At 43.5% G+C, this 26711-nt stretch carries 20 protein-coding genes and 2 pseudogenes; 14 read left to right on the top strand and 8 right to left on the bottom strand.

Annotated elements, in window-relative coordinates; genetic code table 11:
- Window positions 1-56 precede the first annotated feature (56 nt).
- Window positions 57-689 (bottom strand): annotated as a pseudogene (locus TOL2_RS07725) (IS1634 family transposase); the annotation flags it as partial.
- 1035 nt (window positions 690-1724) lie between these two features.
- Here TOL2_RS07725 and TOL2_RS07715 point away from each other — a divergent pair.
- The 10 genes from TOL2_RS07715 (at window position 1725) to TOL2_RS07675 (ending at window position 10255) form a co-directional block, all read left to right on the top strand.
- On the top strand, window positions 1725-2930 hold the full coding sequence (locus TOL2_RS07715; protein ID WP_014956939.1) for an arylsulfotransferase family protein: 1206 nt from the start codon (window positions 1725-1727) through the stop codon (window positions 2928-2930).
- Entirely contained in the window at window positions 2903-3139 is a 237-nt protein-coding gene (locus TOL2_RS07710; protein WP_232508099.1) for a hypothetical protein, read from the top strand. Before TOL2_RS07715 ends, TOL2_RS07710 begins: the two co-directional genes overlap by 28 nt.
- An 18-nt stretch (window positions 3140-3157) precedes the next feature.
- The gene (locus TOL2_RS23525; protein ID WP_083863517.1) at window positions 3158-4591 is read left to right on the top strand and encodes a sulfotransferase; all 1434 of its coding nucleotides are present in this window, start codon (window positions 3158-3160) and stop codon (window positions 4589-4591) included.
- 50 nt (window positions 4592-4641) lie between these two features.
- A complete protein-coding gene (locus TOL2_RS07700; protein ID WP_014956937.1) occupies window positions 4642-5274 on the top strand; it encodes a hypothetical protein in 633 nt (210 codons plus the stop codon).
- On the top strand, window positions 5271-6632 hold the full coding sequence (locus tag TOL2_RS07695; RefSeq protein WP_014956936.1) for a DUF4214 domain-containing protein: 1362 nt from the start codon (window positions 5271-5273) through the stop codon (window positions 6630-6632). The genes TOL2_RS07700 and TOL2_RS07695 overlap by 4 nt, the downstream gene beginning before the upstream one ends.
- A 401-nt stretch (window positions 6633-7033) precedes the next feature.
- Entirely contained in the window at window positions 7034-7522 is a 489-nt protein-coding gene (locus TOL2_RS07690; protein ID WP_014956136.1) for a transposase, read from the top strand.
- Window positions 7519-7695, top strand: coding sequence for a MerR family transcriptional regulator (locus TOL2_RS24605; protein WP_158406075.1), 177 nt, complete (start codon window positions 7519-7521; stop codon window positions 7693-7695). The genes TOL2_RS07690 and TOL2_RS24605 overlap by 4 nt, the downstream gene beginning before the upstream one ends.
- A gap of 141 nt (window positions 7696-7836) precedes the next feature.
- On the top strand, window positions 7837-9276 hold the full coding sequence (gene istA, locus TOL2_RS07685; RefSeq protein ID WP_083863884.1) for an IS21 family transposase: 1440 nt from the start codon (window positions 7837-7839) through the stop codon (window positions 9274-9276).
- The gene (istB, locus tag TOL2_RS07680) at window positions 9273-10022 is read left to right on the top strand and encodes an IS21-like element helper ATPase IstB (protein ID WP_014956934.1); all 750 of its coding nucleotides are present in this window, start codon (window positions 9273-9275) and stop codon (window positions 10020-10022) included. The genes istA and istB overlap by 4 nt, the downstream gene beginning before the upstream one ends.
- Entirely contained in the window at window positions 10022-10255 is a 234-nt protein-coding gene (locus tag TOL2_RS07675) for a hypothetical protein (RefSeq protein ID WP_041279361.1), read from the top strand. Before istB ends, TOL2_RS07675 begins: the two co-directional genes overlap by 1 nt.
- Before the next feature lie 178 nt (window positions 10256-10433).
- Here the strand turns inward: TOL2_RS07675 and TOL2_RS24810 are convergent, their stop codons facing one another.
- Window positions 10434-10775 carry a hypothetical protein gene (locus TOL2_RS24810; RefSeq protein ID WP_158406074.1) on the bottom strand — a complete coding sequence of 114 codons (342 nt, stop codon included), beginning with the start codon at window positions 10773-10775 and terminating at the stop codon, window positions 10434-10436.
- Window positions 10776-10889: 114 nt separating this feature from the next.
- On the opposite strand from TOL2_RS24810, the pseudogene TOL2_RS07660 reads away from it, so the two are divergent.
- Window positions 10890-11780: pseudogene (locus TOL2_RS07660) on the top strand (IS3 family transposase); the annotation flags it as partial.
- A gap of 239 nt (window positions 11781-12019) precedes the next feature.
- On the opposite strand, the gene TOL2_RS07655 reads toward TOL2_RS07660, so the two are convergent.
- On the bottom strand, window positions 12020-12298 hold the full coding sequence (locus TOL2_RS07655) for a hypothetical protein (protein ID WP_041279359.1): 279 nt from the start codon (window positions 12296-12298) through the stop codon (window positions 12020-12022).
- 487 nt (window positions 12299-12785) lie between these two features.
- Complete coding sequence (locus tag TOL2_RS07645) at window positions 12786-14126, bottom strand: ATP-binding protein (protein ID WP_014956931.1); 1341 nt, start codon at window positions 14124-14126, stop codon at window positions 12786-12788.
- Window positions 14127-14363: 237 nt separating this feature from the next.
- On the opposite strand from TOL2_RS07645, the gene TOL2_RS07640 reads away from it, so the two are divergent.
- On the top strand, window positions 14364-14630 hold the full coding sequence (locus TOL2_RS07640; protein ID WP_269764193.1) for a VWA-like domain-containing protein: 267 nt from the start codon (window positions 14364-14366) through the stop codon (window positions 14628-14630).
- An 89-nt stretch (window positions 14631-14719) separates the two neighbouring features.
- Here the strand turns inward: TOL2_RS07640 and TOL2_RS07635 are convergent, their stop codons facing one another.
- The 4 genes from TOL2_RS07635 to TOL2_RS07620 form a co-directional block, all read right to left on the bottom strand.
- Window positions 14720-14953 (bottom strand): DUF6447 family protein, encoded by a 234-nt coding sequence (locus TOL2_RS07635; RefSeq protein ID WP_014956929.1) that lies wholly within the window; start codon window positions 14951-14953, stop codon window positions 14720-14722.
- A 114-nt stretch (window positions 14954-15067) separates the two neighbouring features.
- On the bottom strand, window positions 15068-15874 hold the full coding sequence (locus TOL2_RS07630; protein ID WP_014956928.1) for a SapC family protein: 807 nt from the start codon (window positions 15872-15874) through the stop codon (window positions 15068-15070).
- Window positions 15875-16242: 368 nt separating this feature from the next.
- Window positions 16243-20589 carry a DUF4214 domain-containing protein gene (locus TOL2_RS07625; RefSeq protein ID WP_014956927.1) on the bottom strand — a complete coding sequence of 1449 codons (4347 nt, stop codon included), beginning with the start codon at window positions 20587-20589 and terminating at the stop codon, window positions 16243-16245.
- Between the two features lie 326 nt (window positions 20590-20915).
- A complete protein-coding gene (locus tag TOL2_RS07620; RefSeq protein ID WP_041279882.1) occupies window positions 20916-24251 on the bottom strand; it encodes a glycosyltransferase in 3336 nt (1111 codons plus the stop codon).
- Window positions 24252-24397: 146 nt separating this feature from the next.
- Between TOL2_RS07620 and TOL2_RS07615 the strand changes: the two genes are divergently transcribed.
- Together TOL2_RS07615 and TOL2_RS07610 are read left to right on the top strand one after the other, a co-directional pair.
- On the top strand, window positions 24398-25225 hold the full coding sequence (locus TOL2_RS07615) for a class I SAM-dependent methyltransferase (protein ID WP_014956925.1): 828 nt from the start codon (window positions 24398-24400) through the stop codon (window positions 25223-25225).
- A gap of 117 nt (window positions 25226-25342) precedes the next feature.
- Window positions 25343-26707 (top strand): MBOAT family O-acyltransferase, encoded by a 1365-nt coding sequence (locus TOL2_RS07610; protein WP_232508097.1) that lies wholly within the window; start codon window positions 25343-25345, stop codon window positions 26705-26707.
- Window positions 26708-26711 lie beyond the last annotated feature (4 nt).

The raw sequence follows: 26711 nt of genomic DNA, 5'->3' as shown, positions 1-26711 counted from the left end.
TCGAACTTAACCCATCTTTTCGACCTAATGTTAAAATCGGCTATAATTACAGCTTATTATATTTTTAATTTGTTCGTTATGGCACTACTTTTATTGATTACTCTTTTAACCGTTTCTCCCGGATGAAAACTGATCCCCAAGGCAGAATAAATTTCCTGTTGCCTTGGTTCGGGGCGGCTACTCTTTCTAACATGCACGATATCATCATTTTTACAGCGCATTGAAACGGTGGTTCTATTTTGGCCTGCCAGCTGTTCTCTCAATCCAGACCAACCAGTGTCAATATCGACCTTTTTAAGCCGGTATCGGATACAATGAACCAAATGATAGGCCAAGACGCTTATAAAAAGATGACCTGTTATACGTTCTGTCACCTGATGAAAAACAGGCCTCATTCCCAGTTCAGATTTTAATGAACGAAAAACAGATTCCAGATCCGTCAACATTGTATAGGTTCGCCAAAGCGTATTTTCATCCAGATCCTTGTGACTCGTTCTAAGGCAATATACTCCGGGAAATCCATCCTTTGTATATGGCTCGGCTTTGCGGGTCCAACTGAGTTTTACTGCATTACCACTTTTGTCGTCTTTGGAAATATCTATTTTATAGAGCTTGGAAGCTTTGGAATATTTTTGCTTCAACCGACCTGTTTTTTCCAAAACTTTATCGTATTTCTTCAGTCGGCCCTTGAGATCGGAGTTACGACGTCATAGGATTCCAATTTTTCCAACAAAGTTAAGGCGGAGTTGATTTTAAGTTTACCATTGGGGTTTTTCCAATCAAGATGTTCGCATATAGTCAAAGCCAACTCCTTACGACTGAGATTTTTAAACATCTCAACCGTTTCCTGTACCTGTTCCAGTTGCTTTCGGTTAAACCTACGTCCGCTAAATGTGGTCTTGGGTAATGCGCTAATATCTTTCATAGAATTGTACTGTATTGGAGGTCTATTCAAAAGTTAAGCACAAAAAATTAAAAATATTGGATTTGTTGGTTAAGTTAACAAATCCATGCTGTTATACTACAGACTTGAAAAGAAAAATTTTTGTTACAATCAAAGCGAATGCCATTGCCCTGGGGGGGGGTCATAAAAACAACCTTGCCCGGTAGCATTACGACAAAGGCAATGAGTCTGCCACTGATTTTGCATATGATTTAGCGCTTTATCACAGAGGATTTCCCCAGACTGAAATCTATCAGCGAATCATTGCGGAAAGACAGAATTGGAACAATCATGCCCGCCCTGGAAAAATGGAACATTATTTGAACAGAACATTGAAAAAAGTTCGTAAAATCATCGGATGAATTTGATTTGAATTGGTAAGTTCAGGTAAGTTCATCAGCACCTTGATTTATCGTGAATACATGTCCATGGATTATCGTGATCGCTCTCATGTTTGTTTTTTGATCACCGTTAAGGTTATTCACCTTGCGAATCAGGAAGATGTTGTGATATATCACAGGGGGTTCCAAAATGGAAACCAATTTATTTTTTTAAAAGGAGACACCATTATAAAACAATCCTATAAATTCAATGATCTTGCTCTGATGGGATTAATCAACTCTTTACAAAAAATAATATCTAAGATCCGGACAAAGGAAGGGATAGGATGTTTAACAAGGGAAAAATCTTTAGCATAATCGCTTTATTATATTTACTATCCCTCGGCTTTTTTGGCTGGGGAGTTGCTGCCGGAAATTATAAAATATTTCCCTGGAAACAAATGGCTGCTGTTTATGGAGAGGTGCATGCCTACCTTACGTTTAAAGATGGCCCGCCTAAATCCGTAAAAGAAAAAATCATACTTGATCTTCAGGAGCGTCCCACGCAGTTTGATTTTGCAGGTTTCCAATTACGGGATACAACATTCCATGATAACGGATATCTACTAATTTCAAGGTATAGTAAAAAAGATCACCAGGTTATTGTAGAGCTATTTTCCATTGCCGACAATGAGGTTTTACACACCTGGGTGCCTCCGTTAACTGAGATTTTTAAGGAATCAAAAGTTGAGAATATTGGCACCAATACAATCAAAGAGTATCGTGCTCAGCATCCGCTTCTATTAGAAGACGGCGGATTGATTTTTATCAGTGGAGAAGGGCCCATGGTGAGGATCACTGCATGTGGAAATATAGTCTGGGTGAATGATCGTCACTTTCACCACTCCATTGAATTGGATCATAATGGAAACCTTGTGGTTCCCATTGTAATGGAGCATCAAATTCCAGTGACTGTATTGCCAATAAGAGACGACGGGTTTGCAATTGTTTCACTGGATGGAAAAATCAAAGAAGAGTACTCAATCACGGATATTTTATTAAAAAACGGATATCGCGCTTTAATTTACGGCGTCGGAAAATTCGAGACGGATCGAATACACTTAAACGATGCCCAGCCCATACTCAAAGAATTTAATGGGGCCAAAATCGGAGATATTGCACTGAGCATCCGGCATTTGTCTACAGTCCTTTTGGTCCAGCCCCAAACCGGTAAAGTCAGATGGCTTAAGACAGGCCCATGGCTGAATCAGCATGACATTAATCAGCTTGATGACGGCAGATACAGCATTCTGGGCAATGATATCATCCGGAAACAGGACAACAGCCAGGTTTTTGTTGAAGAAGGCATGTCAAATATTTATGTGTTTGACGCTATAGATGGTAGTATTGCCCTGCCCTATTCCCAGGTAATGGCAGAGCAAAAAATAGCAACCGGATCATCCGGGCGTTTAAAGATATTGGCAAACGGTGATGCTTACATCGAAGAAAGTGATAAAAGCCGAATAATGCGCATTTCTGAAAATAAAGTTAGATGGGAATATGTGAACGCAGTATCATCCGATACGGTGGGGGCGGTTCATTGGACACGGTATATTTCAGGAAAAGAGATCAATTTAAAATGGAAGGACAATTTAACATGCGATTAATGGCAACAGTCTTATTGACCGTTATAGTAGTGCTGAATCCGGTCTGTGGTATGGCATATATCGGTCCCGGCCTTGCAACGGGGACTCTGGGTGTGATTTTGGGGATTTTGGGATCAATATGCATTGCTGTATTTGCGTTGCTCTGGTATCCTTTTAAAAGATTGCTGAAAAAGATTAAAAAATCAGCTAAAAAAAATCCCATCCGATAGCCGCCGGAGTAAAAACAAATGGATTGGTTTCTCTTATCATTCAGTTCGGTTTGTTTTGTAGGAATATTTATATGCTTAAGGGTATTGAGTCATATAGAGGGCCTTCAAATTATTGCGATCAAGATAGTTAATATCATACGTTCACCTCATATCTCTGATCGCTGGAAAGAAAAAGTCCTTCCCCGCTATTCACTGCAGTTATTCTTAAAGTCCCTCTTGACATTTGGCGTTCTGAGCCTGGCTTTTTCCCCTTTTATTGTCTTTTCAGCCATCTCCCTGTTTTTTTTTGAAGGACAATTCATTAAACTGGCCTCATCCATTAGAGGGGGGGGGGCCAGCACCATTATCGCCCTTTTATTTGCCCTGTTTGTATTCCGAAAATCCAGAGGAAACTATGGAACCAGTTCAAAACTTCTCCATCAGATCGCATTGGGAAATTTTTTTCTGGGAGAAGCCCTGTTTGATATTGAAAACCTGCTGTATTCCTCACGGGTCCATGATGTATCGGGTAAAAAACATGTTTTTGTGGCGGGACTGGCACGTGCAGGAACAACGATTCTCCTGCGTAAATTGTATGAGAATGGCAAATTTACGTCTCTAACATACAGAGACATGCCATTTATTCTTGCGCCGAATATGTGGCGCAGTATCTCCCATTTTTCCCGACAAAATACCGGGATGCAGGAGAGAGCACACGGAGACGGTTTGGAGATCGACTATGATAGCCCCGAGGCTCTGGAAGAAGTTTTCTGGCGTACATTTTGCGGTTCTGATTATATCCGCCAGGACTGTTTGATTCCCATGACAGCTGACCTGAAGATCTTAGATAAATTCAACTCTTTTATCGGCCTCATTTTAAAAAACGATACTGACAACTGCTATTTATCCAAGAATAATAATAATATTCTCCGTTTGAATTCCATAATCAAAGCATTTCCCAATGCTTTGATTATCATCCCGTTCCGGGACCCTTTACAGCAGGCATTTTCACTTCTGAAGCAGCATAAAAGATTCATGCAAAAACATTCAGAAGATCCCTTTACAAAACAATACATGGCATGGCTGGCCCATCATGAGTTCGGAGCTGATCATCGTCCGTTCTTGTTTGATGGAAAAAAGGACGGCAAAAGTGATGACAGAAAGGATACGCAAAATTTAAGCTATTGGCTTTTACTCTGGATGAACACCTATTCCTACTTGATGGAAAATCTACCATCCCAGGCTGTTTTTTTAAGTTATGAGAGCCTGTGTGAGGATACAGCATTTGTTTGGGGTAAAATCTCTGAAAAAATCGACTTGGCCCCCTATACAGAAACTATTTTTTTCTCAAAATCTTACCATCCGATAAATGAGTCTTTGCCCCGGGACCTTATACTGGAATCACAAAAAATTTATAAAAAATTAATGGCTCAATCAATTGGTTTTAACGGAAAACCACAGGTCGGACAATAGCCGGTTAGCCATAAAGGCTATTCTATTTTTTTTATTCAAGGAGAAAAATTATGCACCTTAAAACACTATCAATGTGGGCATATCTGTTTTTAATTTCTATTTCTTATGGGCATGCAGCAAGTGTACGTCAAGTCACCATGGACGAAATGCTCCAGCAGTGTCAGTTTGTTTTTGAAGGCACGGTATTAACCCTTGAGGCCGAAGAAAATAGCCAAAACCGTATCCATACGTATGTGACGTTTGAAATACAAGATATTATTAAAGGGGAATATTCAAGTAGCACCATTACATTAAGCTTCCTGGGTGGTACGGTTGGTGATGTGACCATGGATGTCAGAGATATGAAGATTCCACAAGTGGGGGAGCATGGCATTTACTTTGTTGAATCATTGAAAAGATCACAAGTACATCCATTGTATGGCTGGAGCCAGGGCCATTTTCTGGTGCAATCTGATGACACAGGCATGGACAGGGTAATGACCAGCAATGAGCAACCTGTCACAGAGGTTATGAAAGATAACGCCTTAGAACAAATGAGCCCAAGCCAGGAAGAAACTGCCCCATTGCTCAGCAAAGGGGCAGCAAGAGGCATTAAGTTCGCACTAAAGGACAATGATAATAAAGGCTTGACTGCAGAAGAATTCAAAAATATTCTGCGTGAAAAAATGGATATGGATCAATGAGTAAAATTTCTAATTTTTGCCCAATAAAAGCACTTAAAAACAAACCTCTTTTGGCTTGTCTATTATCACTTGTGGTCTTTATCTGCGTATCAACGACTTATGCTTATCAATTAGGAAACACTAAATGGCCTCAACCCACCACTACTTTTTACGTGGACATCCCGGGCCAAAACGGATTATGGAATGATTCTTTTGAGGGGGCTATGTACGAATGGAACGTTGCTACCATATTTCAATTTTATATTGTCCCCGGGACATATTCTGACCCCTGCGATCCAGATGACGATAGGAATGGAGTAAGCTTTTCCTCCACACTTTGCGGAGACGATTGGGGCGCGGCTACCCTTGCCGTCTGTACGATCTGGACTGTTGGCTCTACAATCAGCGAGACTGATATTGTTTTTAATTCCAATGAATCCTGGAATGTATATTCAACTTCCTGGAAGTATTCTGTGAACGACTTCAGGCGTGTTGCGGTGCATGAGTTAGGACATGCCCTTGGCTTGTACCATGAAGATAGCGGACCTGTGAGCATTATGAGGACATATGCCGGAGATATTACCATTCCGCAGCAAGATGACATAAATGGTGTCGCAGCATTATATGGGGGCAGTGCAACTTACTACCGGGATCATGATGGTGATGGCTATGGCAACCCGAATAATTCAACAGAGTCAACGACTCAGCCATCAGGATATGTAACAGACCATACCGATTGCAATGATTATAACGCAAGTATCCACCCCGTGGCCTATGAAATCAGAGGAGACGGTATTGACCAGGACTGTGACGGCTTTGATGATGAAATGCTTTTCTCCGAGGCGAGTCAACGTCTTGTTACTGAAATTTTTGTAGCAACCTTTGAGAGAGCACCCGCTTATGGTGGTTTAATGTATTGGGTTGATGCGATTGAAACCAGCTTATTCACTATCGATCAGGTGACACAATCCTTTTTTGACCAACCGGAAACGAAAGACAAATTTCCTGAAGGGTCCAGCAATAGTCAATTTATCACCACAATTTTCCAGAATACCTTAAGCCGTACTCCAACAGCAGAAGGACTTGCCTATTGGGTAGGAGCGCTTGACCAAGGAGCGCTTAGGCGTGACCAGGCAATTATGGCGGTCATCAATGGTGCTAAAGCTGCAACCGGCGACCCGGCAGATGCCGCTATGTTAACGAAAAAAACTGAAATCGGTATTTTGTTTGCTAATTCTGGACTTGGAACGTCAACAAACAATGAAAATTTTATGGATTGGGCAAAAAATATTATCAGACTTGCGACAAGTAGTGATTTTCATATGGAAGAGGCAGAAGAATATATTGCACAACTATTATCTGAAAATGCTGATAATTGATCCCCCGATTTTGGCTCCCAGGTTTTAACTAAAGAGAACAATGTTGTTTAGTTCGCCGTCCAGCGCAATAACACCTTGCAATTGGAGGATCAAATCAATACCATCGACAAAGATGCCATCGATATTTTGGCTCATATCTTCCACTATATATGTATCCTGGTCATAAACAAACCACTAGACGATTGAATTGACACCCCCTGTGTCAGGATAGATGTCGCCTCAATTAAAAATTAAATTCGAGGCATTGAGGTGGATATTTTTCAATGGTTTCTGCTTGATCAAAAAAAAAGTGGCAACATCTTCAATACGCCAACCACCTTGATCAATGGTGTCTATCCCCCTGTGTCAGGATAGATGTCGCCTCAATTAAAAATTAAATTTGGGGCATTGAGGTGATAAATATGGGATATTCTATTCAATTAAAAGAAGCTGTGTTAAAAAAGGTGTTACAGGGAAACAAACCCCACCATGAAATTGCAAAAGAATTAGGTGTTGGCCGGTCTACAATCGGTAAATGGTTAAGAGAATACAAACAAAACGGAAGCATAAAATTGAAATCAAAAGAAAAACGCCCCAAAGACTGGACAGCCGAAGAACGTATTTCAGCAATAATTAAAACAGGTTCCATGACTGCTGACGAACGCACTGCCTGGTGCCGCAAAAATGGTATTTTTATCCATAATTTGGACCAGTGGAAAAAAGATGCCATATCAGCAATAATCCCGAAGGCGAATAAAGAACAAATTGAAGAGTACAAAAATCTTAAAAAAGAAATCGCTGCTCTAAAAAAAGACCTGTCCCGTAAAGACAAAGCTCTGGCAGAAACAGCAGCCTTGCTGGTTCTTAAAAAAAAAGCCCAGGAAATCTGGGGGGAGTCAGAGGACGATTGATCAGTCAAGAAGACAAAAAAACTGTGTTGAAATTGATTTCAGAGGCCTGTAAATCAGGGGCACGAAAAAGCAAGGCAGCCCAATTATTGGGACTGACCATTCGAACCCTTCAGCGGTGGAGCAAAAATGGCCTATTGGACAGCCGAAAAGGCTCCCGAGCCGACCCTGGTTGATCAGCGTCATATATAATACCCGCCGAACGACAATTAAAATTCCTGAAATATAAATCAAAAAAATGGTAAAAGCCGCCAAATCTTATGAAAGGAGAGATTTGGATGGTAACGGACCAGCAAGTGAGGAGGTTATTCAAGTTGATTCAAACTGAAAAAAATTTCGGGATAGCAGCAATGAAAGCAGGTATGGATGAAAAAACGGCTCGAAAGTACCGTAAAATGGGCAAATTGCCAAGCGAACTTAAACAGGAGCATAACTGGAGAACACGTAAGGACCCGTTTGAAGACGTATGGGATGGTATCAAAGGAATGTTATCAATAAATCCGGGGTTGGAAGCCAAAACCATTTTTGAGGATCTTCAAAGAAACCAGCCAAGCCGATTTGCCGATGGGCAGTTGAGGACCTTGCAACGGAGGATAAAACATTGGAGGGCAACAGAAGGACCGGGTAAAGAAATTTTCTTCGCTCAAATTCATAAGCCGGGCGAATTATGCCAGTCTGACTTCACCCATATGGATGAGCTGGGCATCACCATATCCGGCGTTCCTTTTGATCACATGATTTATCATTTTGTTTTAACCTATTCCAACTGGGAAACCGGTACCATATGTTTCTCCGAGAGTTTTGAAAGCCTGAGCCAGGGCCTGCAAAATGCTTTATGGGAATTGGGCGGTGTACCGTATCATCACCGCACAGATCGCTTGGCTGCCGCTGTCAACAAGGAGACCCACCCGGAAGAGTTCACCCGCAGATATCAGGATCTTGTCGACCATTACGGTCTGACTCCTTCTAAAACGAACCCGTCCAGCCCCAATGAAAATGGTGATGTGGAGCAGCGCAATTACCGGTTCAAAAAAGCCGTTGAACAAGCCCTGTTATTGAGAGGTCACCGGGATTTTAAAGACCGGGAAGAGTATGAGAGTTTTCTGTCCAGGTTGTTTGGGCAACTGAATGCCGGCCGAAAAGGCCGCCTTGCAGAAGAAGTGGAACTCCTGCATCGGCTCCCCAAACGCCGGATCGACTCATGTAAAAAACTGGATTTAAAAGTCGGTCCCAGCAGTACCATACGAGTCAATCACAATGTCTACTCAGTGAACAGCAGGCTCATAGGAGAAAAAATACAGGTTCGTCTTTACATGGAATGTCTGGAAATCTGGTACGGACAGAAAAAGATCGACACCTTGCCACGGTTACGGGGTGAGGGGAAGCACAAAATCAATTACCGGCATATCATTGACAGCCTGGTCAAAAAGCCGAGGGCGTTTGAAAACTACCGCTATCGTGATGCCATGTTTCCCACCAGCCGTTTCCGGATTGCCTATGACTATTTAAAAGAACGCTATACTGTTCAAAGCGCTGCCTCAAGATATTTGAAGATTCTATACCTTGCCGCAAAAGACAGTGAAGTGGCTGTAGACAGTGCTTTGACGGTTTTAATAAACGAAAGCCATGAAATCAGCAAAGATGCTGTTCAGCGCCTTATGGAATCCAATGCCCCTGTTGCCGGACCAGATGATATCCATATTCCGGCAGTTGATTTAACCCTTTATGACAAACTTCTCAAGGAGGTGGCAGCATGATGAGTGATCATGACCAGATCATGAACCATCTCAAGAGTCTCCACATGCCGACCATGCGCCGCAGCTATGAAGAAATGGCAGATCAGGCCCGGGCGGAGTCATGGGGGTATGAACAGTATCTTTTACAGCTGCTGAATCTTGAATGTGAAGTGCGGTGGCAAAACCGGATAGCACGGAACCTGAGGGCATCCAAGCTGCCACCGTCAAAGACCTTTGAAAATTTTGATAAAAAACGCCTTCCCATAAAGGTCGCTAATCATTTGAATGTACTGATCGACGGCTCTTTTTTAAGCCGATCTGAAAATATTTTGGCCTTTGGGAATCCGGGAAGCGGGAAAACCCATCTGTTGTGTGCCATTGGCCATGAATTGATTGCAAAAGGAAAGCAGGTCCTTTTCATCTCATGCAGCCAGCTTGTTCAGGAGCTGCTGATCGCCAAAAGGGAGCTTGAGTTGACAAAAAAGCTCAAAAGCCTCTCCAGGTTTGATGCCGTGATTATCGATGATATCGGATATGTCCAGCAAAGCCGGGAAGAGATGGAGGTGCTGTTCACCTTCCTGGCAGACCGGTATGAGCAAGGCAGTCTGATGATCACCAGCAATCTTCCCTTTTCCAAGTGGGAACAGATTTTTAAAGATCCGATGACGACGGCTGCGGCTATCGACAGGCTTGTTCATCACAGCATTATCTTTGAATTGAATGTTGAGAGCTATCGCATGGAGCAGGCCAAAAAGGAGGCAAGATAATGTTCGAACACGATATGGAAACAGCATATACCAGGGAAGAACTCGTAGAAATTGTCAAAATGATACGGCTGCATTTATACAATAGAGGCCTGCACTGTGGCGCCAGGGTTATAAGGGAGGAAATGGAGAATGAGAATATCCAGCCAATACCTTCTGTGAGAACTATTGGGCGTATATTATCACGACATGGCCTAACACATGGCAGAACCGGTTTTTATAATAATCCTGTTTAAAAACAGATGAATAATAAACGGCCATTTTTTTATGCGAAAATCACATATTTTTTTTGTAAAGCGTTGTACGGTTATCTATAATCTTTGAATGGCAAGGCTTTCGGGTTTTTTTATTTAAAAAGGAGATGGTATGCGTGGAGGATATAGAGGAAAACCAAAACCGAAATTGCCGTCACATCTAAAGCGTGTTCATGTGAATGCCCGCATCCAGCGGTGGATGCTTGATGAGCTCAAAAAAAGAGGTGAGGTTGGGATAATTTTGGAGGATATATTGATTAAAGCGGGTTTCAAGTATCAAGCAGAAAAATGAAGAAAAACAATATGCCTCCGGCGGCCCTACGGGGTATTTGTTCCGCGCTAAGGCGCGGGGATTTAACGCATGAAGGACAAAAACATGGGGGGAAGGGCAGAATACATTGGACAGCATACTGCCCCCCATGTCTTCGTCACCAGTCACGGCGCTCGGGTTGCTTCCCAGCAGTTGCCCTATCCTCCAGACCGGCGTGAGGGATATTATCAATGTTACAAAAAATATCAAGTTAATAATGAAAAAAAATATAAAATCAGCAGGTTATAAAGGAATGAGAAACGGGAATTTTAATTGTCGTTGAAGGAAAAAAATATTTGTCGTTGATCACCTGGTAACAAATTGTCTGATGATGAAAAGACCCGGATAGCCAATGTATTAGAGTCGCCTGAATTTGCTGAGTCCAATCCAAATCAGATCGTACCAAGACTTGCTGACCAGGGAATTTATCTGGGTTCTGAATCAACCATGTACAGAATTCTTAGGGACTTAAAAATGAATAAACACCGTCAATCCAGTCTTCCCGCAAAAAGGCACAGTCCTGATCCATTGATTGCAAATGCCCCGAACCAGTTGTGGAGCTGGGACATAACGTATTTGCCGTCAACAGTAAGGGGCAGGTTCTTTTACCTATATATGGTGATGGATTTATACAGCCGAAAAGCCGTGGCATGTCAAGTTTATGAATATGAATCCGGTGATTTGGCAGCTGAACTTATAACGGATGCCTGCAATCAAGAAAAAATTTCAGAAGAACAAGTCACCTTGCATTCTGATAATGGATCTCCCATGAAATCTGCCACCATGCTGGCAAAGCTTCAGGATTTGGGAGTTATTCCCTCATTCAGCAGACCCAGTATCAGCAATGATAATCCATACTCAGAGTCATTGTTCAGGACATTAAAATATCGACCGGAATATCCGGACAAACCATTTGAAAATCTATTTGATGCCAGAGAATGGGCAAATCGTTTTATTCATTGGTATAATAAGGAGCATCTGCATAGCGGCATTAATTATGTCACTCCGGAAGATCGACACAACGGCAGGGATATACAAATCCTTAAAAATCGTCATCATGTGTATCAGAAGGCTAAAACGAAACATCCTGAAAGATGGTCAAAAAAAACAAGGAACTGGAAACCCTTTACAGAGGTTGTTTTAAAAAGATTTAAGAAGGTAAAACAATCCACTGATACGGCAAAGAGGGCTGCATAGATGTCAGAAATGGGTATAGCATTAGCAAAAATCCCTCATGGGCGAGAATGGATCCTCAAATTATCCGTCGGAGGTCATGAGGGGATTTTGCGGGAATATTAACAAAGTGTTTTAGAAAAAGGCGACATCTTGCTTGACATCCACCGCTATCCAATATGCCAAACCGGCTGAATTAGGTGCCCGATTAAATATGGCAATGTGGAGCTCAATTATACCCGATGAGGTCGTATTCTTTTCAATCATGAATAATCCTTTGAATTAAACCCTTTGCACCGGTTTGAAGAGTTTTCATTTATATTCCAGAGATATCTGTCCTTATTGAAAATAAAATTTAAATGAGGGCAGTCGTGTTTATTGTTTTTGAAATCAGATCTGTTTAATGTTCCTATTTTTGCTGCGAGTGCTGGGAGTTTTGAACAATTAGACCATGAATGGTTATGATCATAAACCATTCCCATGATACCATTTTTCACATAGCCTGCAATGCTCTTATAATCCATGGCAAGAAGTTTTTCCATGTCAACACCTTTCAAGCCGTTAAAGCCTTTTTATGCCTGATCCTGGATTTCAGGCAGCGTGAACGGATACTGTCTGAAATGAGCAGGTACATTGGAAAAAATAGTTTTCTTTACAGGTGGCCGCACAATTTTGGGGATATCGGTTTAAGGAACTTTCCAGTTTCCCTTCTCATCTACAAAAGCATTTTTATCGGATTCAAGGAAAAGCAGGGCTTGGGGAAGACAGAGCCTAATTTTTTTTTAAGCATGATATATAACACCTTATTTTAATTATAGTTATCAGCCAAATATGAATTTTTCATTTATCATATAACTAGTATAATAATAAGGCTTCAATTCCCCATACCCTATCCCATTCAGTAAAAAAAACCTCAGTCCATTTCTGAACCGAGGATTAATTTTGATTCAGCACCTAACTTTAAGTGACGTAATGGATAGAGAGCGAAAAACCACAGTAGTTTCAGAGGCAGAACGTTACAAGCTTCTCTTAAAATGCCGGAAGGCTGCCGCTTATCCTTTCACTGATTGGGTTAAGCCCACAGAGGGAAGACACATTGTAAAGGGGCAAAAACGTAAGTTTCTGATCAGGCAATTCTTTGTAATCACCGCTGTAAAGAACGATTCCTCCGGGGCAGTCTGGAAATGTCTTCAGCATGAGATGAAGGCTTTTTAAACTGCCACTGGCACCGGATTTGACTTCAACTGGGTAGATGCTTCCGTTACACACAATGAGAAAATCCACTTCTGCATTACTGCCCTTGACTTCTCTGGCCCAATAATAGAGCGATGTATCCTGCAAAGCCAGCAATTCCTGGGCCACAAATTGCTCTGCCAGTTTTCCCCGGTACATGGCAAGGAGATCTTTCTGTTTAAGTTCCATTTCCACAGGGACCTGGCACAGTCGTTGGAGTAACCCGATGTCCAACATGGCTGTTTTAAATTTTTTCTGATTGGCAGTGGCCCCAAGGGGCAGGCCGGATGGGCTGGCAGCCGGGATTTTTTGTACGAGCCGAGCTTTCACCAAGAGATCAAAGGCTTTCCGGTTAGTAGGGCTGGTGTGGCCCTGGTTTAAGCGAGTATATTTTATCTGTTCTCCCACGGTCTGGGCCAAGTTTAAAAATACCGCATCCAGGCAATTAGTGTCCACCCGGGGGGTATATTTGGAAAAATCATCCCGATATGAATCCAGGATTTCCGATTGTACCTTAAAGGCTTCGAGCATGGAGCTGGTGTCATACCAGGCTTGAACACACTCCGGCATCCCCCCCACAAAAAAATAATTTTTCAATTCAGCCAGAATCATCTGCTGGATATGCGGAGCAACCCCGGCCTGGTTTTTCATCACATGGGCGGCCATGGGGGCTTTGCCCAGGGCCCTAAGATATTCGTAAAAGGTCATGGGGTAAAGGTTCAGGTATTGGAGGCGTCCCACGGGAATGGAAATTTCCCCAAAAGCAAATTCCAGAAGGGAGCCTGCCGCAACCACATGGAGCTCGGGCATTTGTTCGTAAAAATAGCGCAGTGCCATGATGGCCCGTGGACATGCCTGGATTTCATCAAAAAAGACAAGGGTTTTACCGGGAATTATTCTTCCCGCTGATAGTTCCAGGTACCCAAGGATTGTTTCGGGTTCCAGTGTGCCCGAAAAGTAAACGTGAAGATCTCTTCTTTTTTCCAGGTCTATTTTAACAAAGTTTTCAAATTCCCCGGCCAGAACATTTTCAACCAGCCATGTTTTTCCAACCTGACGAGCACCTCTGATAATCAATGGTTTCCGCCGACCGGAATCTTTCCAAGAGAGTAATGTGGTTTCCTGTAAGCGTTTCATTGTTTTGCCCTTCCTGACACCATGGATATCTCCCCGTTAACAAGGGGCCTTCAATGCCGTTTTGAAGTCAAATGGCTAATGTTAATTCAGCGCATTTGTTTATCAAAGACAGGTCATACTATAAAAAATATAATTTAAAAAGTCAAGGGTCTTTATTGTTTTTCATTTTAGAAAGTCTGTTTAAACATTTGATACGTAATCACAACACCGCCACCCAGATAGAATATATCCGGTTCTGTGTCTGAGGGCCAGGTGGAGCAGTTTTCTGCTGAAGTGTCTGGCATGCTGGAAGAATTCAATACAACCGTAGAGGTAATTTATGTGGATTCCAAAGTACAAGGCCAGAAAACTTTCATCCAGGCAGATCTGCCATTGACACTTAAACTTAAAGGAGATAGAGGCACTGATTTCAGGCAGGACGAACAAATACGAGAGACACCGCACCACAGAAGTGATGAGGGCCTTTCGTTTATAAGGACTCTGATCTATTTATCGTTGTGTTGACAAATAGATCAATTTCCTTTTTTTTATTTTTTATAAAAGGACATTTCCGTAGAAACATCCCACCATTTTTTTTCTTTCCCATTTTCCCTTTACTTGGCCGCAGGCAGTTCAGCCTTGAGGGCATTGGCATAGGCCACACGAGCAGTCTGTGCAATGGCCAGCTTCTGCTGCAGGCTGGCAATCTCCTGATCGGTCACACGCAGGTTCATGATCTGATTTTTGGCATTCTCAGACAGATCCGCTGCGTTGTAATCAACACCATCGATGGTGAGGGTCTGACCCGGTGTGGCTGTGGTCTGGGCTTTATCAGTCTTGTTGGTCATGTTGGGGGGTATCTCCTTAGGTTATACATACTCAGTTGAGTGTTTTAAGGCAAAAAAGCCGTCATCATCGGCATCGTGAGCGTGATGCCAAGTATATGAGGTCAGGCTTGGGGGTTAAAAGTCGAATTTTAAGGTATCGTTGAAGCTACCGAAGATTTTTTCCAAGTCAATTTCATCCTTTTCAACCGTTTGTGTTCCCCTATTAGCTGCCTGCTTAGCAAGACAACCGTCTTCGAGGTTGCTAAGGGAAATGAAGTGAGCGTAGATCAAGGCGAGTGAGCCACTAGTGTGCAGGCCTCCCAGTTGATCTGGTGTTAGTTTAGCAAAAGCCTGGGTATCAACCAATCGAAATCCGCTGATGACCCTGGGGTTGCCGGAATCAGGGTTGATCTTAAGATACTGGGGCACAAGCAGATCAAGGCTCTCCAGTTCAGCAACCATGGCGACCGTGCGTTCATTATCGGCCCGTATGTGCATTAGAATGCGCTGCACCTTTTTGAGCAGTTTTGTCGGATGCCCATTTTCCTCGAACAACCGTTGGCCACCGGTTTGATTGAGGTGGGCAGAAGCTATATCCACCTGCAGGGCAAAACGGCGCCCGTGTTCTGCCAATTGTTCAGAGGTCGCGTCGACTTCTGTTAAGGCAAAGGGATACCGACGCAATTGCGCTGGGATATAACGCCCTAACCAATAACCGGATTGATTAATGTACAGGTTATGCCCCGCATCAACGCCGACCAGTGCCTGGGGAACGCCACCCTCCAGCGGAAAAACAATAGCCATTTCACGCGCAACCTTGTTCAGTTCTGAGGCAACCAGCGGCAACATAACCTGTTCCCTCGCAAAATCGAAGGATTGGTTAGGTGAAAAAAGCAGGTCACGGTGTGTTTCGGCATTTAAGGGGATTAGCTGTTTAAACATAGTGACTCCAGAGAGAAAAGATGTGCTGTATAAGAGTAACGGGATCGAGTCGGAGGCAGGGGTGTTGTCATCATCCCTGCCGTCCTCCCACACCACCGTGCGTACTTGTTCTGTACACGGCGGTTCACAAAAAATGTTGAAAACGATGAAACTAATGCATATAGCTGATTAGTCCAGGCTTTGAGAGACAGGCTGCCGAACTACAAAGTGCATGTCAAATAGTAAGTAGTTACTGTCTCCATATGGGCACCACAGCCTGATGGATGGTGCATACGCACCACACTCCTAAGCGGGCGCACTTTAAAAAAAGGCCACCCACCAAAGGGTGGCGGGTGGCCTTTTTTCATGCTACATCTTCAAACTGACAATTAAGCGATGCCGGAGAAGTTTTCATTAACCAGATCAGCAGAATCGACACCAGTAAGAAGGATGGTGTAGTTCAAACCTTCGTTAGAGGTAACAACTGCGTTACCTGCAACAAAATTGGCCGCTGAGAAACCTAAACCTTGTGCAGCATCGTAAACTGCAATTTCAGCCGCTGTCAATCCAGCCAAGTAGGCATCACCAGCTTGAACGCTGATATCTGCCGCGCTGTCAACACCAAGGTCACGCAGGTCAATGATAGACTGATTACTAAGATCAATATTTTCACCAGCTTCGAACGCCATGAAATTATTAATCTGCCAGATAGTACCGAATGCATCTGCATCAGTATTGAAATCAAACGCTGTAATGTACTCCGAAGCTGCGGTTACAAGATCAAAACCGGTAACATTTGTACCAACCACATCACCAGCTGTAGCCACAACTACAGCAGCAGTAACTGCTGCATCAGTAACACCGGCAACACCACCCTGCAATGAGGTAATAACTGCTGCGGGCATGTCGCCGGGGATAGCCGCTGTAAGTGTCAACGCATTACCAGCGCCGGCAACAATGCTGAATGCATCCGGGTGGTTCCCAGCGTCGGCAACGATGGCCTCATCAAGTGAAGCCTCTGCAATCGCAGCACCTGTAGTGTTGTTAAATACATATTCGCCACCAGCGAAGTTAATGGTGATTGAATCACCCGCCGCCAGGGCTCCAGCACCTACAATACCACCACCGAGGGTGAGATCAACAGTAATAATCTCAGCCGTATCAACAGAAGCAGGTGCTGCTGCAGCTGGAATGGCAATTACAGTATTGTCTCCACCAACATCAAAGATAAAATCAAATTCATTGACAGCAACAGTCGCATTGGTACCCTTAAGGCTATCCCAACCTTGTGTCGTAAAAGAACCATTGTAGTTAGAGAAATCAACGAGGGTCAGTGCTGTATCCAGCAGACCCAGGGTCAAAGTGTCCTGAAACACGCCAACACCTGCACCACCGGTGATTTCCAGCGTACGGGCATTAACAAGACCGCTTGTGGGGTTAGCCATAAGATTCAGCTCAAAGTTGTAATCATAGCTGTCAACAGTTGATCCCCCCATATCGAGGTTAATTGCAGCGAAATCCTGAACGTTAAGGTTGTTACCGCCAACACCCCAGAAGCTGGCATCAACGGCACCTGCTACAGTATCTGAAACAAAATCAACATTAACCGCGCTTCCAGTAGTCGGATTTGCAGCAGCAAGCGTTACATCACCATTAACAGTTGAGCCATTTGTATCAACTGAGTTGATCTGCACATTCTCGGTAGCACGCAAATTTGTCAATGAAATAGCAACGGTGCTATCAATCAGATCGTATAGATCAACATCGGCTACGTTGGTCGCATTAAAATTTGTTGCGACGGTGATAGATGGGGAAGCAGCAATACCTGTGCCGCCGTCTCCAAAGCGAATAGTCTCAAATTCTGAGATTGTTGTTGCATTGGTGGTTGTTACACCATCACGGATATTCAGAATATCTGCTGTGCCTTCAGTACCGATAAGTTCAACGGTACGGTTGGTACCCATAGCGCCGTCAATAGCGGTTACGACTGCACCAGTAACACCCAGGTAGAGATCACCTTCCAGCGTGCTGGCATCAACGTCCAGGCTGTCAATATCTGCAGCGATGGCAGCAATAGAGTTAGCTGCAGAAGCCAAGTTGGTGATGCGCAGATCCTGAGACCCTTCCAGGTTGAAGGTATTCACCAGGTTACCGTTCAGGGCAGCAACGGTATTGCTGGTCTGACGTGTGCCCGCAGAGTCCAGGTTCAGCGTGCGAACCTCGCTGGTATTACCGTCGATGGTCAGCGCGTTAACAGTCAGCCTACCAGTAGCACGAGCTGTGTTGCTCAGGGCCAGATCCAGTTCGCTGCCGGTAGTATTGGACAGGCGAATTGTGCCAAAGGCCTGGTTGTTATCGCTGTTACCTGCTCCCAGAGTCTGATTTTTACCAGAAACTTCAGCGGTCTGCGTGGTGGCATCCAGGTTGATCAGGCGAGTGTCAGTGATGCCATTGATGTTTGTAGTAAAAGCGACTCCACCAATGGTATAGTCAACAGTGGTGTTGGTTGCAATCACAAAGTTGTCGACGTCACCAAAGCCACCTGCGGAGATATCGTGAGTTGTATCAGCAAAGTTTGCATTAGCAGCAGGAGCTATAGCAGCAGCCTGTGCTGCAGCAACATTTGCCTGAGCGCCAACGTTGACGGTGTTAGCACCAATAACAACCGTGTCGATATTGGAAACATCGTCAAAAGAGGTTTCAGCAGCATTCAGGTCAGTCCCAGCAGCAACAGCAACGTCAAAACCATTTTGTGTTGCAGCAAACCCGGTGGAAGTATTGACCTCCAGGGTGTTATCACTCAGCTCACCGTCAACAGCAGTCTGATGCTTATCGGCCAGACCAGAAAGGTTGATACGATCATCACCATCACCACCAACGATTTCCAGGGCAAAGTCAACATCACCCGCAAGCACGTTGTTCACAGCCAGGTTCAGGTTGGAACCGGCATCGCCCAGCAGGTAGCTGAACTGAACAGTGTCATCGGCATCCGCCAGGTATTTGTCGAAGGCGTTACCGGTCAGAGCAGCACCGACTTTCAATGCAGCATCAAAGCCGGAAGCATCAAATATACGCACGTCAGTCAGGCCATCGGTGTTCAAACGGTCATCCGTAGTGGTGGAAACACCCTGTGCATCAACAGTACGAGTACCGATCTGCAGAGTACCCGTGCCGGCGTCTGTGTGCGTAACGTTGACTTCTTCCAGCATCTGCTCCATCTCGAAACCAGAAGCTACATTACGTGGGTTGTTTTCAGAAGCCAGGGATGAGATGTGGCTGTCGCGACCCACCTGAACATCCATGACTTCAACACCACGATCACCAGAAGCGGCCGCGATGTTCACAGCGCCGCCCTGGGAACCGGAACCAGCGCCATCCAGAATCAGGGTGCTGGAGGTCTGGCCTTCAGTTTCCAGACGACCTACTTCTAGACGGTTACGTGTATCGATATCAGAGGCCACACCCAGGATCAGGGCTTCACCATCTTCAACTGCGAAAGCCGTGCCTTCGCTATCGTTAATTTCAAACACACCGTTGCCAGTGTGAGAGACAGACAGTGTGGCCAGACCCTGCTCGACCAGTTCAGCAGCGATAGCGGTTTCCAGATCAGCCCAGGTGTTGGCAGCACGGATGTCTTCGGTATCCAGGGTGTAGTCAGTACCGCCCAGAGAAAAGTTTATTTCTCTAACAGTGATATTTTCCAGTTCAGTAACAGACGGTGCCTGGCCATCGGTGATTTCCTGAACGATCAGTGTCAGCGCAGATTCAGCACTCATATCACCGTCAAGGAACAGCGGGTTGAAAAATGCACTGTAGCTTACGTTAGGATCCGTCAGCTCCATACCAAAGACAGTGTCCTGGGGACGGGTGCGGATGTCTTCGATCTGGACGTCAGCGCGGCTTTCATCAGTCCACCACTGCTCAACATCTGCCATTCTGCCTGCATCAATTGTAGAGGCCCAAGTGGTGTTGTTAGCAGTATCGATCTGCGGTGTGATGGCCGTCAGGTAAACCGCTTCGATACCAGTGGTCGTAGCAGAGATCGCTGCACCGTTAAAGTTATCCTGGATAGTACCCGTGGCGATGAGGTCTGCACGCAGAACATCAGCCCCTTGTCCGCCGCTCAGTACGTCGCCGGTTTCAAAGGTGTTAGCCAGCTCACCAGAACCGATTTCGTTCTGAGTAACCGGCGCCACGAACACGTCATCACCATCAGTACCGGTGGATTTGTCGGCACGTTGCGTGAGCGTTAAACGTTCTGTTATCGTGGCATCAACGGCAGCCATTGCAGATGCCACGCTGGCATCAGTGGCGTCGATATTTGCAAGGGAAAAATCAGTGCCTGTTGCGCCCTGGTCAGCATGATAAAGACCAACTTCGGTCTTGTTGGCAAGGATAAGCGCATCGTCTCCTGTTGCGCCATTTTTTACAGCCAAAATCATTTCACCCTGGGAAACAGCGTCGCTATCCAGGGCATTGGTCCAGTATTCAAGTCCTGCCACTGCCGGAAGACGGTTAAAAAGATTGTCAAAAATTCTGATCACAAACTCTTCACTCGAGATTGGATCGCCGTCGTTAGTATAAATAGCCTGAGCTTCAGCTTGGTCAAAAAAGCTATTGGCAACCATCTCAATGGTAAAATCACTGCTTGTCCAATAGTCAAGTCCCTCGGAAAGTGGCGCTCTATTAAATGTAGCCGCGAAAAGCTCTGCAACTTCTTCTCTTGTTACTGCCATTCTTTATTCTCCTTAACAATAAATTAATAATTGCGCCACCATAAAAATGGCACAGATAATACTCACAATTTCATTCTCGATTCAACATATGCAAATAAGATACCAATGTCAACTTTTCTACAAGTTTAACTGCGCCGGGCAAATCCGAATTATGCTGTATTCTTCCGGCCCAGCGGGTATCTGCCAGCACCAATGGTTTACCAAAACAATTTAACCGGCCAATGGTCTCGGAACAAAAAATTATAATATTTGGCCATATTTATACAGATATGGTTTAATTTAACCTTGGACACAGCAAAATACCGGATGAAGCCGTGTTTGCTATTTTAAGAAAAAACCAGACCTCTTATCATCCCCCCGAGCCGCTTGCCCAAAACATCCCAGGAATTGGCTGAAAGCCACCTTTCCTGAAGCGTCTGCTTACTTTTCAAGCGGTCTGGATCACAAAGTAATCTTTCAATACCAGCGGCAATATCCTCAGGCGATGTTCCCGGCAGCGTATGAACAATACCCTTAACATCAGAAAAAATTTCAAGGGGGGTACACGCACAAGGACAATGGGTTGCAAGACCGTATCGGACAGCAGCGCTTGATGATTCAGCCGTTGCCTGGTAAGGAAATACAATCATGGATGCTGTATCGAGCAAGGCAAAGCTGTCTTCATCTCTGAGAAAATCAGTTACCATGGTAACCGATCCCTGAAGCTGATTTGCTTTTATTAAATTCTCACACCGAAGTTTTGTCTCATTCGATACCCGGTTGGGATACAATGCATTTACCATCAACAACTGCAGATCCGGCCGATTCTTTCTCAGCATCACAAAGGATTCAATTAATTGCTCCAAACCTTTATGGGGCAGCATAAAACCGTAGCTGGCAATAATAAATTTGCCTCTGGATACAGTAGAAACCGGCAACCGGTTCAAAACCCCATGGGGGAAAATAGCGGTGTTTTTATATACCCCCCTGGATTTAAACAGGTTCAGATCTTCCACACTATGGACCAGAAGACGATCAACCGTTTCAAGCAAAGATGTGACAGGTTCAAGGGATGCTTCCCACCTGCCGACTTTCACATCCTTTGTGGAATGAAACATAATGATCAGAACAATCCCCTGGTCATTTGCAAACTGAATAATCTTTCCAAGATGACCTGAACTAAAAAAGGCAAAGTTGAACTGAAGAACCAGGGCATCCGGCTTTTCCTTGGCCATGGCTGCCAGAAGCGCTTTAACCCCGCCGGCACAATCAGTCCAGCAGCGTAAAACATTTGCATCCGATGAAACTTGCGCATCCGGCACAAGGGTTGCCTCGGCCTTGGAAGCGAACAGGGTGATATCAAAATCATCTTTGGACAATCCATCAATGAGAAATTTTGAATAGGTTGCAATGCCGCATTTTGTATTCCAGGAGGATACCCAGCCAAGGCGTATTCTTTTTTGGAAAAGCGGGGGAATATTGTCTATTTTCTGCACAAATTTTTTTAACCTGCCGGCACACTGGTCCCAGGTAAATTGATCTTTGATCAATGCTTTTGCAGCATCAAGTTTTAATTTAAGCTGAGCTTGGGTTGCAAAGCGCACCTCATGCATCAAGCGTCCAAGATGATTCACATCCGGTTCCATCCACACAGAATTGAAAAGCCCCATATGTGTTTTGGCTATCTTAAATGAAAAATCAATCAGCCAGCTGGTCTCTTTTGTACAAAATTCAGACTGCCCGCCATAGGCGGTTGTAATAACCGGCAGCCCATACAGCATAGCTTCAGCCATGGGCAGGCCGAACCCTTCCCCCCGGGAGGGCGCCACAAGAGCATGGCATTGCTGATAAAGACTTGCAATTTGTGACAGGGCAAGGTCTTTATTAATAATCTCAATGGGAGGACAATCCGGGAATCTCTTTTTAAGACACTTTACTTTTTCTTCAATGGTATTGTGAATATTAGGAAAGGTTTTAATCACAAGACTTGTGTCATCTTTTACCGTAAACGTCCTGGCAAAGGCGGATAACAAAAGATCAATACCTTTTCTGGGAAAACATGAAGAAATATGTAAAAATTTATATTTTGTTTCTACGCTTAACGAATAGGTTGTTATACTCTTGCAAATATGGTCTACCCCATCCCCCACTGCCTGAACAGGCAGATAAACGCCATTATCAATGAGAATTTTTTTAACAAAATTTGAAACCACGGGCATGCCGTCCAGATGTTGATTAAATTGCTCTACCCATTCAAAGGGAAGCCCTGACTCTTCCCATGCAAAATAAAGAAAATTAATCTGACCATCCATATCCGCTACCCTTGGCGGATAAAGGTTACGAATCACAACATCTGCCCGGCTGGCCTTACACCCCTTTTTCCAAAGATTTTCAACACCGGCAAAGGATCTGACAGCCTCTATATTAGGGGTATAATCACCGGGACCTTCAGTGGCAAAGAGAGTTACACTCCCCGGTTTATTACGATCCAATGCCAGAGCCATCTCCCTGTTTACAAGGGCAAGGCTGTAGGAAGTTTCAAAAGGGCCTTCGACCTGACAGTGAAGGGGAGCAGAGTTTAAATTAGTTCCAAAATCGACATCAGGATTTGGAACATCAATGTTCTGTTCTTTTAAAAATGCGTATAATTGTTTTGACAATTGCTGGTTGGTAAATTTGGCCACCTGTTTTTTCTGCTGCCTGATCAGGGCCCTTTTCATGGGTCGATCACTGGAAAGAATTTTTATAAAGGCGGCAATGGAAAAGTGGTCTTTTTGGGTAATTAATACCCCTGCCCCTCCCATGGTATAAGGGATATTACTGCATTTATATGCCACAACAGGAACATCAAATGCCATGGCTTCAATTAAGGGAACGCCAAACCCTTCATGTTCACTCATACTCAAAAACAGATCTGCTGTTCTGTACCATGCATACAGCTTGGCATCAGAAATTTTTCCTGTAAATCTGACACAATCTTCCACGCCGGCTGCCTTGATCCGGGCGGACAATTTCCGATAATAGGCGTCTATTTTAGAATAACCACCGACAAGTATCAGCTGAAAAGGACGGCTTAACATTGTCTTTAAATATCGGGCAATGATGACAAGATCCTCCTGGCATTTATTGGGAGCGATCCGCCCCACAAACAAAACAGTATAAATCCCGGCGGATTCTGCCACAATTGAGTCATCCCATTTCCGGGCTTGAATCCTATCGATGTCTACCAAAAGGGGAATTTCTTTCACATCCTTGTAGCCAAAACCTCGCAGTTCATCTGCATTGAATTTTGAAACACATATGATAGACTCCATGAGGGGAAGAAATAATTTCAACTGCTTTCTGCCAAGGGTGGCATAGTGTTTAAAACGATAATTATCAGAAAAAAAATGAGCCGGGGTAATGTTGTGGTACACAAGGATTTTTCTCCCGGCAAGACCCATCACCCACTTTCCAAGGTCATGCCCCATGGAGTGATGAATCAAAATGATATCACTTTTTTTTAATTTCAGTTTTTTATAAGAGAACAGTTCTTTTTTTAATTCCGGGGCAATCCGCTCCACATATATTTTTGAATCAAACCCAAACTTTAAAAGCAATCTGCGGATTAAAAACATTGAATTGGTTACGGCATCACCATAGGCAGAGCCTGAATGAAATTGATGTATCGCTATTTTTTCCATAATTTTTATTTTTATCTTGTGTTTCACTCTTTAAAAATAGAAAATAATTATCTGTTGGCACTTCCATATATGAAAATGAGATGCTATTCAACAATAATTGTTAGTCTTTACCATTTTAATCGGCATTGAAAAAAGGAGAGATAAAAATGATGGATTTGCACAGATTAAATGAGATGACAAACCCAAACAAATGGGACAATCCGGAATGGATGAAAATACATCGAGAACTTGAATCCTACTCTGTGGACAAGCATTGCTTTAGTGAATCCAAGGAATATGCATATAGAAAAGGCTGGGAATGGACGCAATGCATCTGGGGCCTGCATACCCTGGGAGCAATTGATGCAAAGGCCAAAGGCCTTGGTGTTGGCGCAGGACATGAACCGATTTTGTATTATCTGGCGGATCATATCGCCGAGGTAACCGGCACTGATTTGTACGGCAATGAGAATTGGACAAACAATGCCATAGGGGGAAACGAAGCGAATCCTTCTATTCTTGAAAACTCAGATGAGTTCTGCGACAGAGGCTATGATAAATCAAAACTCCAATTGCTGAATATGAACGGCACAGATCTCAAATTTGATAACAAAACCTTTGATTTTGTATGGTCTTTGTCGTCCATTGAACACTTTGGCGGGCACAAAAAAGCAAAGGAATCCATGAAGGAAATGGCACGGGTGACAAAGAAAAACGGTATTGTTGCTGTTGCAACTGAGTTTATACTGACCCCCAATTGCAAGGATCATCCTGAATTTTTCACAAAGGAACTGCTTGAAAAATATATTATCAATGCCAGCCCACAACTTCAACTGGTACATGAAATGAATTACGAGTTGCCCTCATTGGAATATCTGATGGATCCCATCATGATGCACCTTGATGGAGATGTACATAGAATACGGCATCATATTATCCTGAATGACGGCAGAGTCCAATGGACATCCATCATTTGTTTCTTTCGCAAATTGTAGAAAGCGAAACCTGGGCTCACCTGGGCCTGTTTTAATTATTTCAGTCAGTTGCAATTTTAAATCGTGAACAAAACTAACCCGGAAAGCTGAGTAATGTTATTTAATTCATATGAGTTTATGTTTATATTTTTAATACCGACTGTCCTTTTGTTTCGATTGTTAGACATCCGGTTTCGTGTATGGTTTTTGATAGCGGCTTCCATTATATTTTATATGCAGTCGGAACTGGAACATCTGATCATTTTATTCACATCAGTGGCACTAAATTATGGCTATGCCAAAAACATCCCGGAAAAGCATAAAAAAAAAATACTTGCCGCCGTCATTCTGCTTAATTTACTTCCGCTGATCTACTATAAGTACACTAACTTTTTGCAAATAAGCCATTATTCTCTTGTGTTGCCCCTTGCCATTTCGTTTTATACATTTCAGCAAATCGCCTTTCAAGTGGATATGTTTAGACAAAAAATCACGCTAACTTATTTTAAAGAGTATCTGTTTTTTGTGTTTTTCTTCCCCCAACTCATAGCCGGCCCCATTGTTCACTATAACGACCTTATTTCTCAGATCAAAAAACCTTCCTGGGCCCAATTCAATGAAGTCTATTTTAATGCAGGGATTTTTTTATTTTGCACCGGCCTGTTTAAAAAGGTTGTGTTTGCGGATAATATGACATCTATAGTCAATCAATCCTTTTTAAATGTAAGTACCCTGTTATCAAACTATGATGCCTGGATGGGCATTTTTGCCTACTCGTTTCAAATTTATTTTGATTTTAGCGGGTATGCTGATATGGCCCTGGGCCTGGCATTTCTTCTAGGTATAAAACTTCCCATAAATTTCGATTCACCCTACAAGGCACAAAATTTAATTGAATTTTGGAAAAAATGGCACATCACTTTATCTGTCTTTTTAAAAGAACACGTTTATTTTACATTGGGCGGCAGTCGGGTCTGCCTTCCCAGGCAGTTGTACAACCTGGTCATCACCATGACTATCTGCGGGATCTGGCATGGGGCTGGATTGACTTTTTTACTGTGGGGGTTCCTCCATGGCCTGTTTTTAGCTGTTCTTCATCTTAAAAACAAATTGTTTCCCCAGGGATTAAGACTGCAAAAACAGTTTTCCATACTCCTTACCTTTTTGGTGGTGACGCTTTTATGGGTTTTATTCAGAGCCCAGACCTTTGAAATGGCCCTCCAATACTATGGGGCACTTTTTGATTTTCGCGCTTTTTCTGTTGAGGGTTTAAAATTCACTAAATGGGGGGTATATGCGTGTTTGACGTCCAGGGAATTTTTGCTTTTTTGTGGGTTGATGGTTATTTGGTTTTTTCCGAATTCAATGGCGTTTATCACATCTATGAATGATGAACCCAAAGTATCTTTGAAGCATGGATTTGTCGCAGGGATTTTATTGTTTGTTGCCTTAAAATCAATGGTCGCATCCCCGGCACAAACCTTTGTATATTTTAATTTTTAAGGAT

The sequence above is a fragment of the Desulfobacula toluolica Tol2 genome, from assembly GCF_000307105.1.
GTDB classification, from domain to species: Bacteria; Desulfobacterota; Desulfobacteria; order Desulfobacterales; family Desulfobacteraceae; genus Desulfobacula; species Desulfobacula toluolica.
This window is presented reverse-complemented; position numbering and strand designations above follow the sequence as displayed.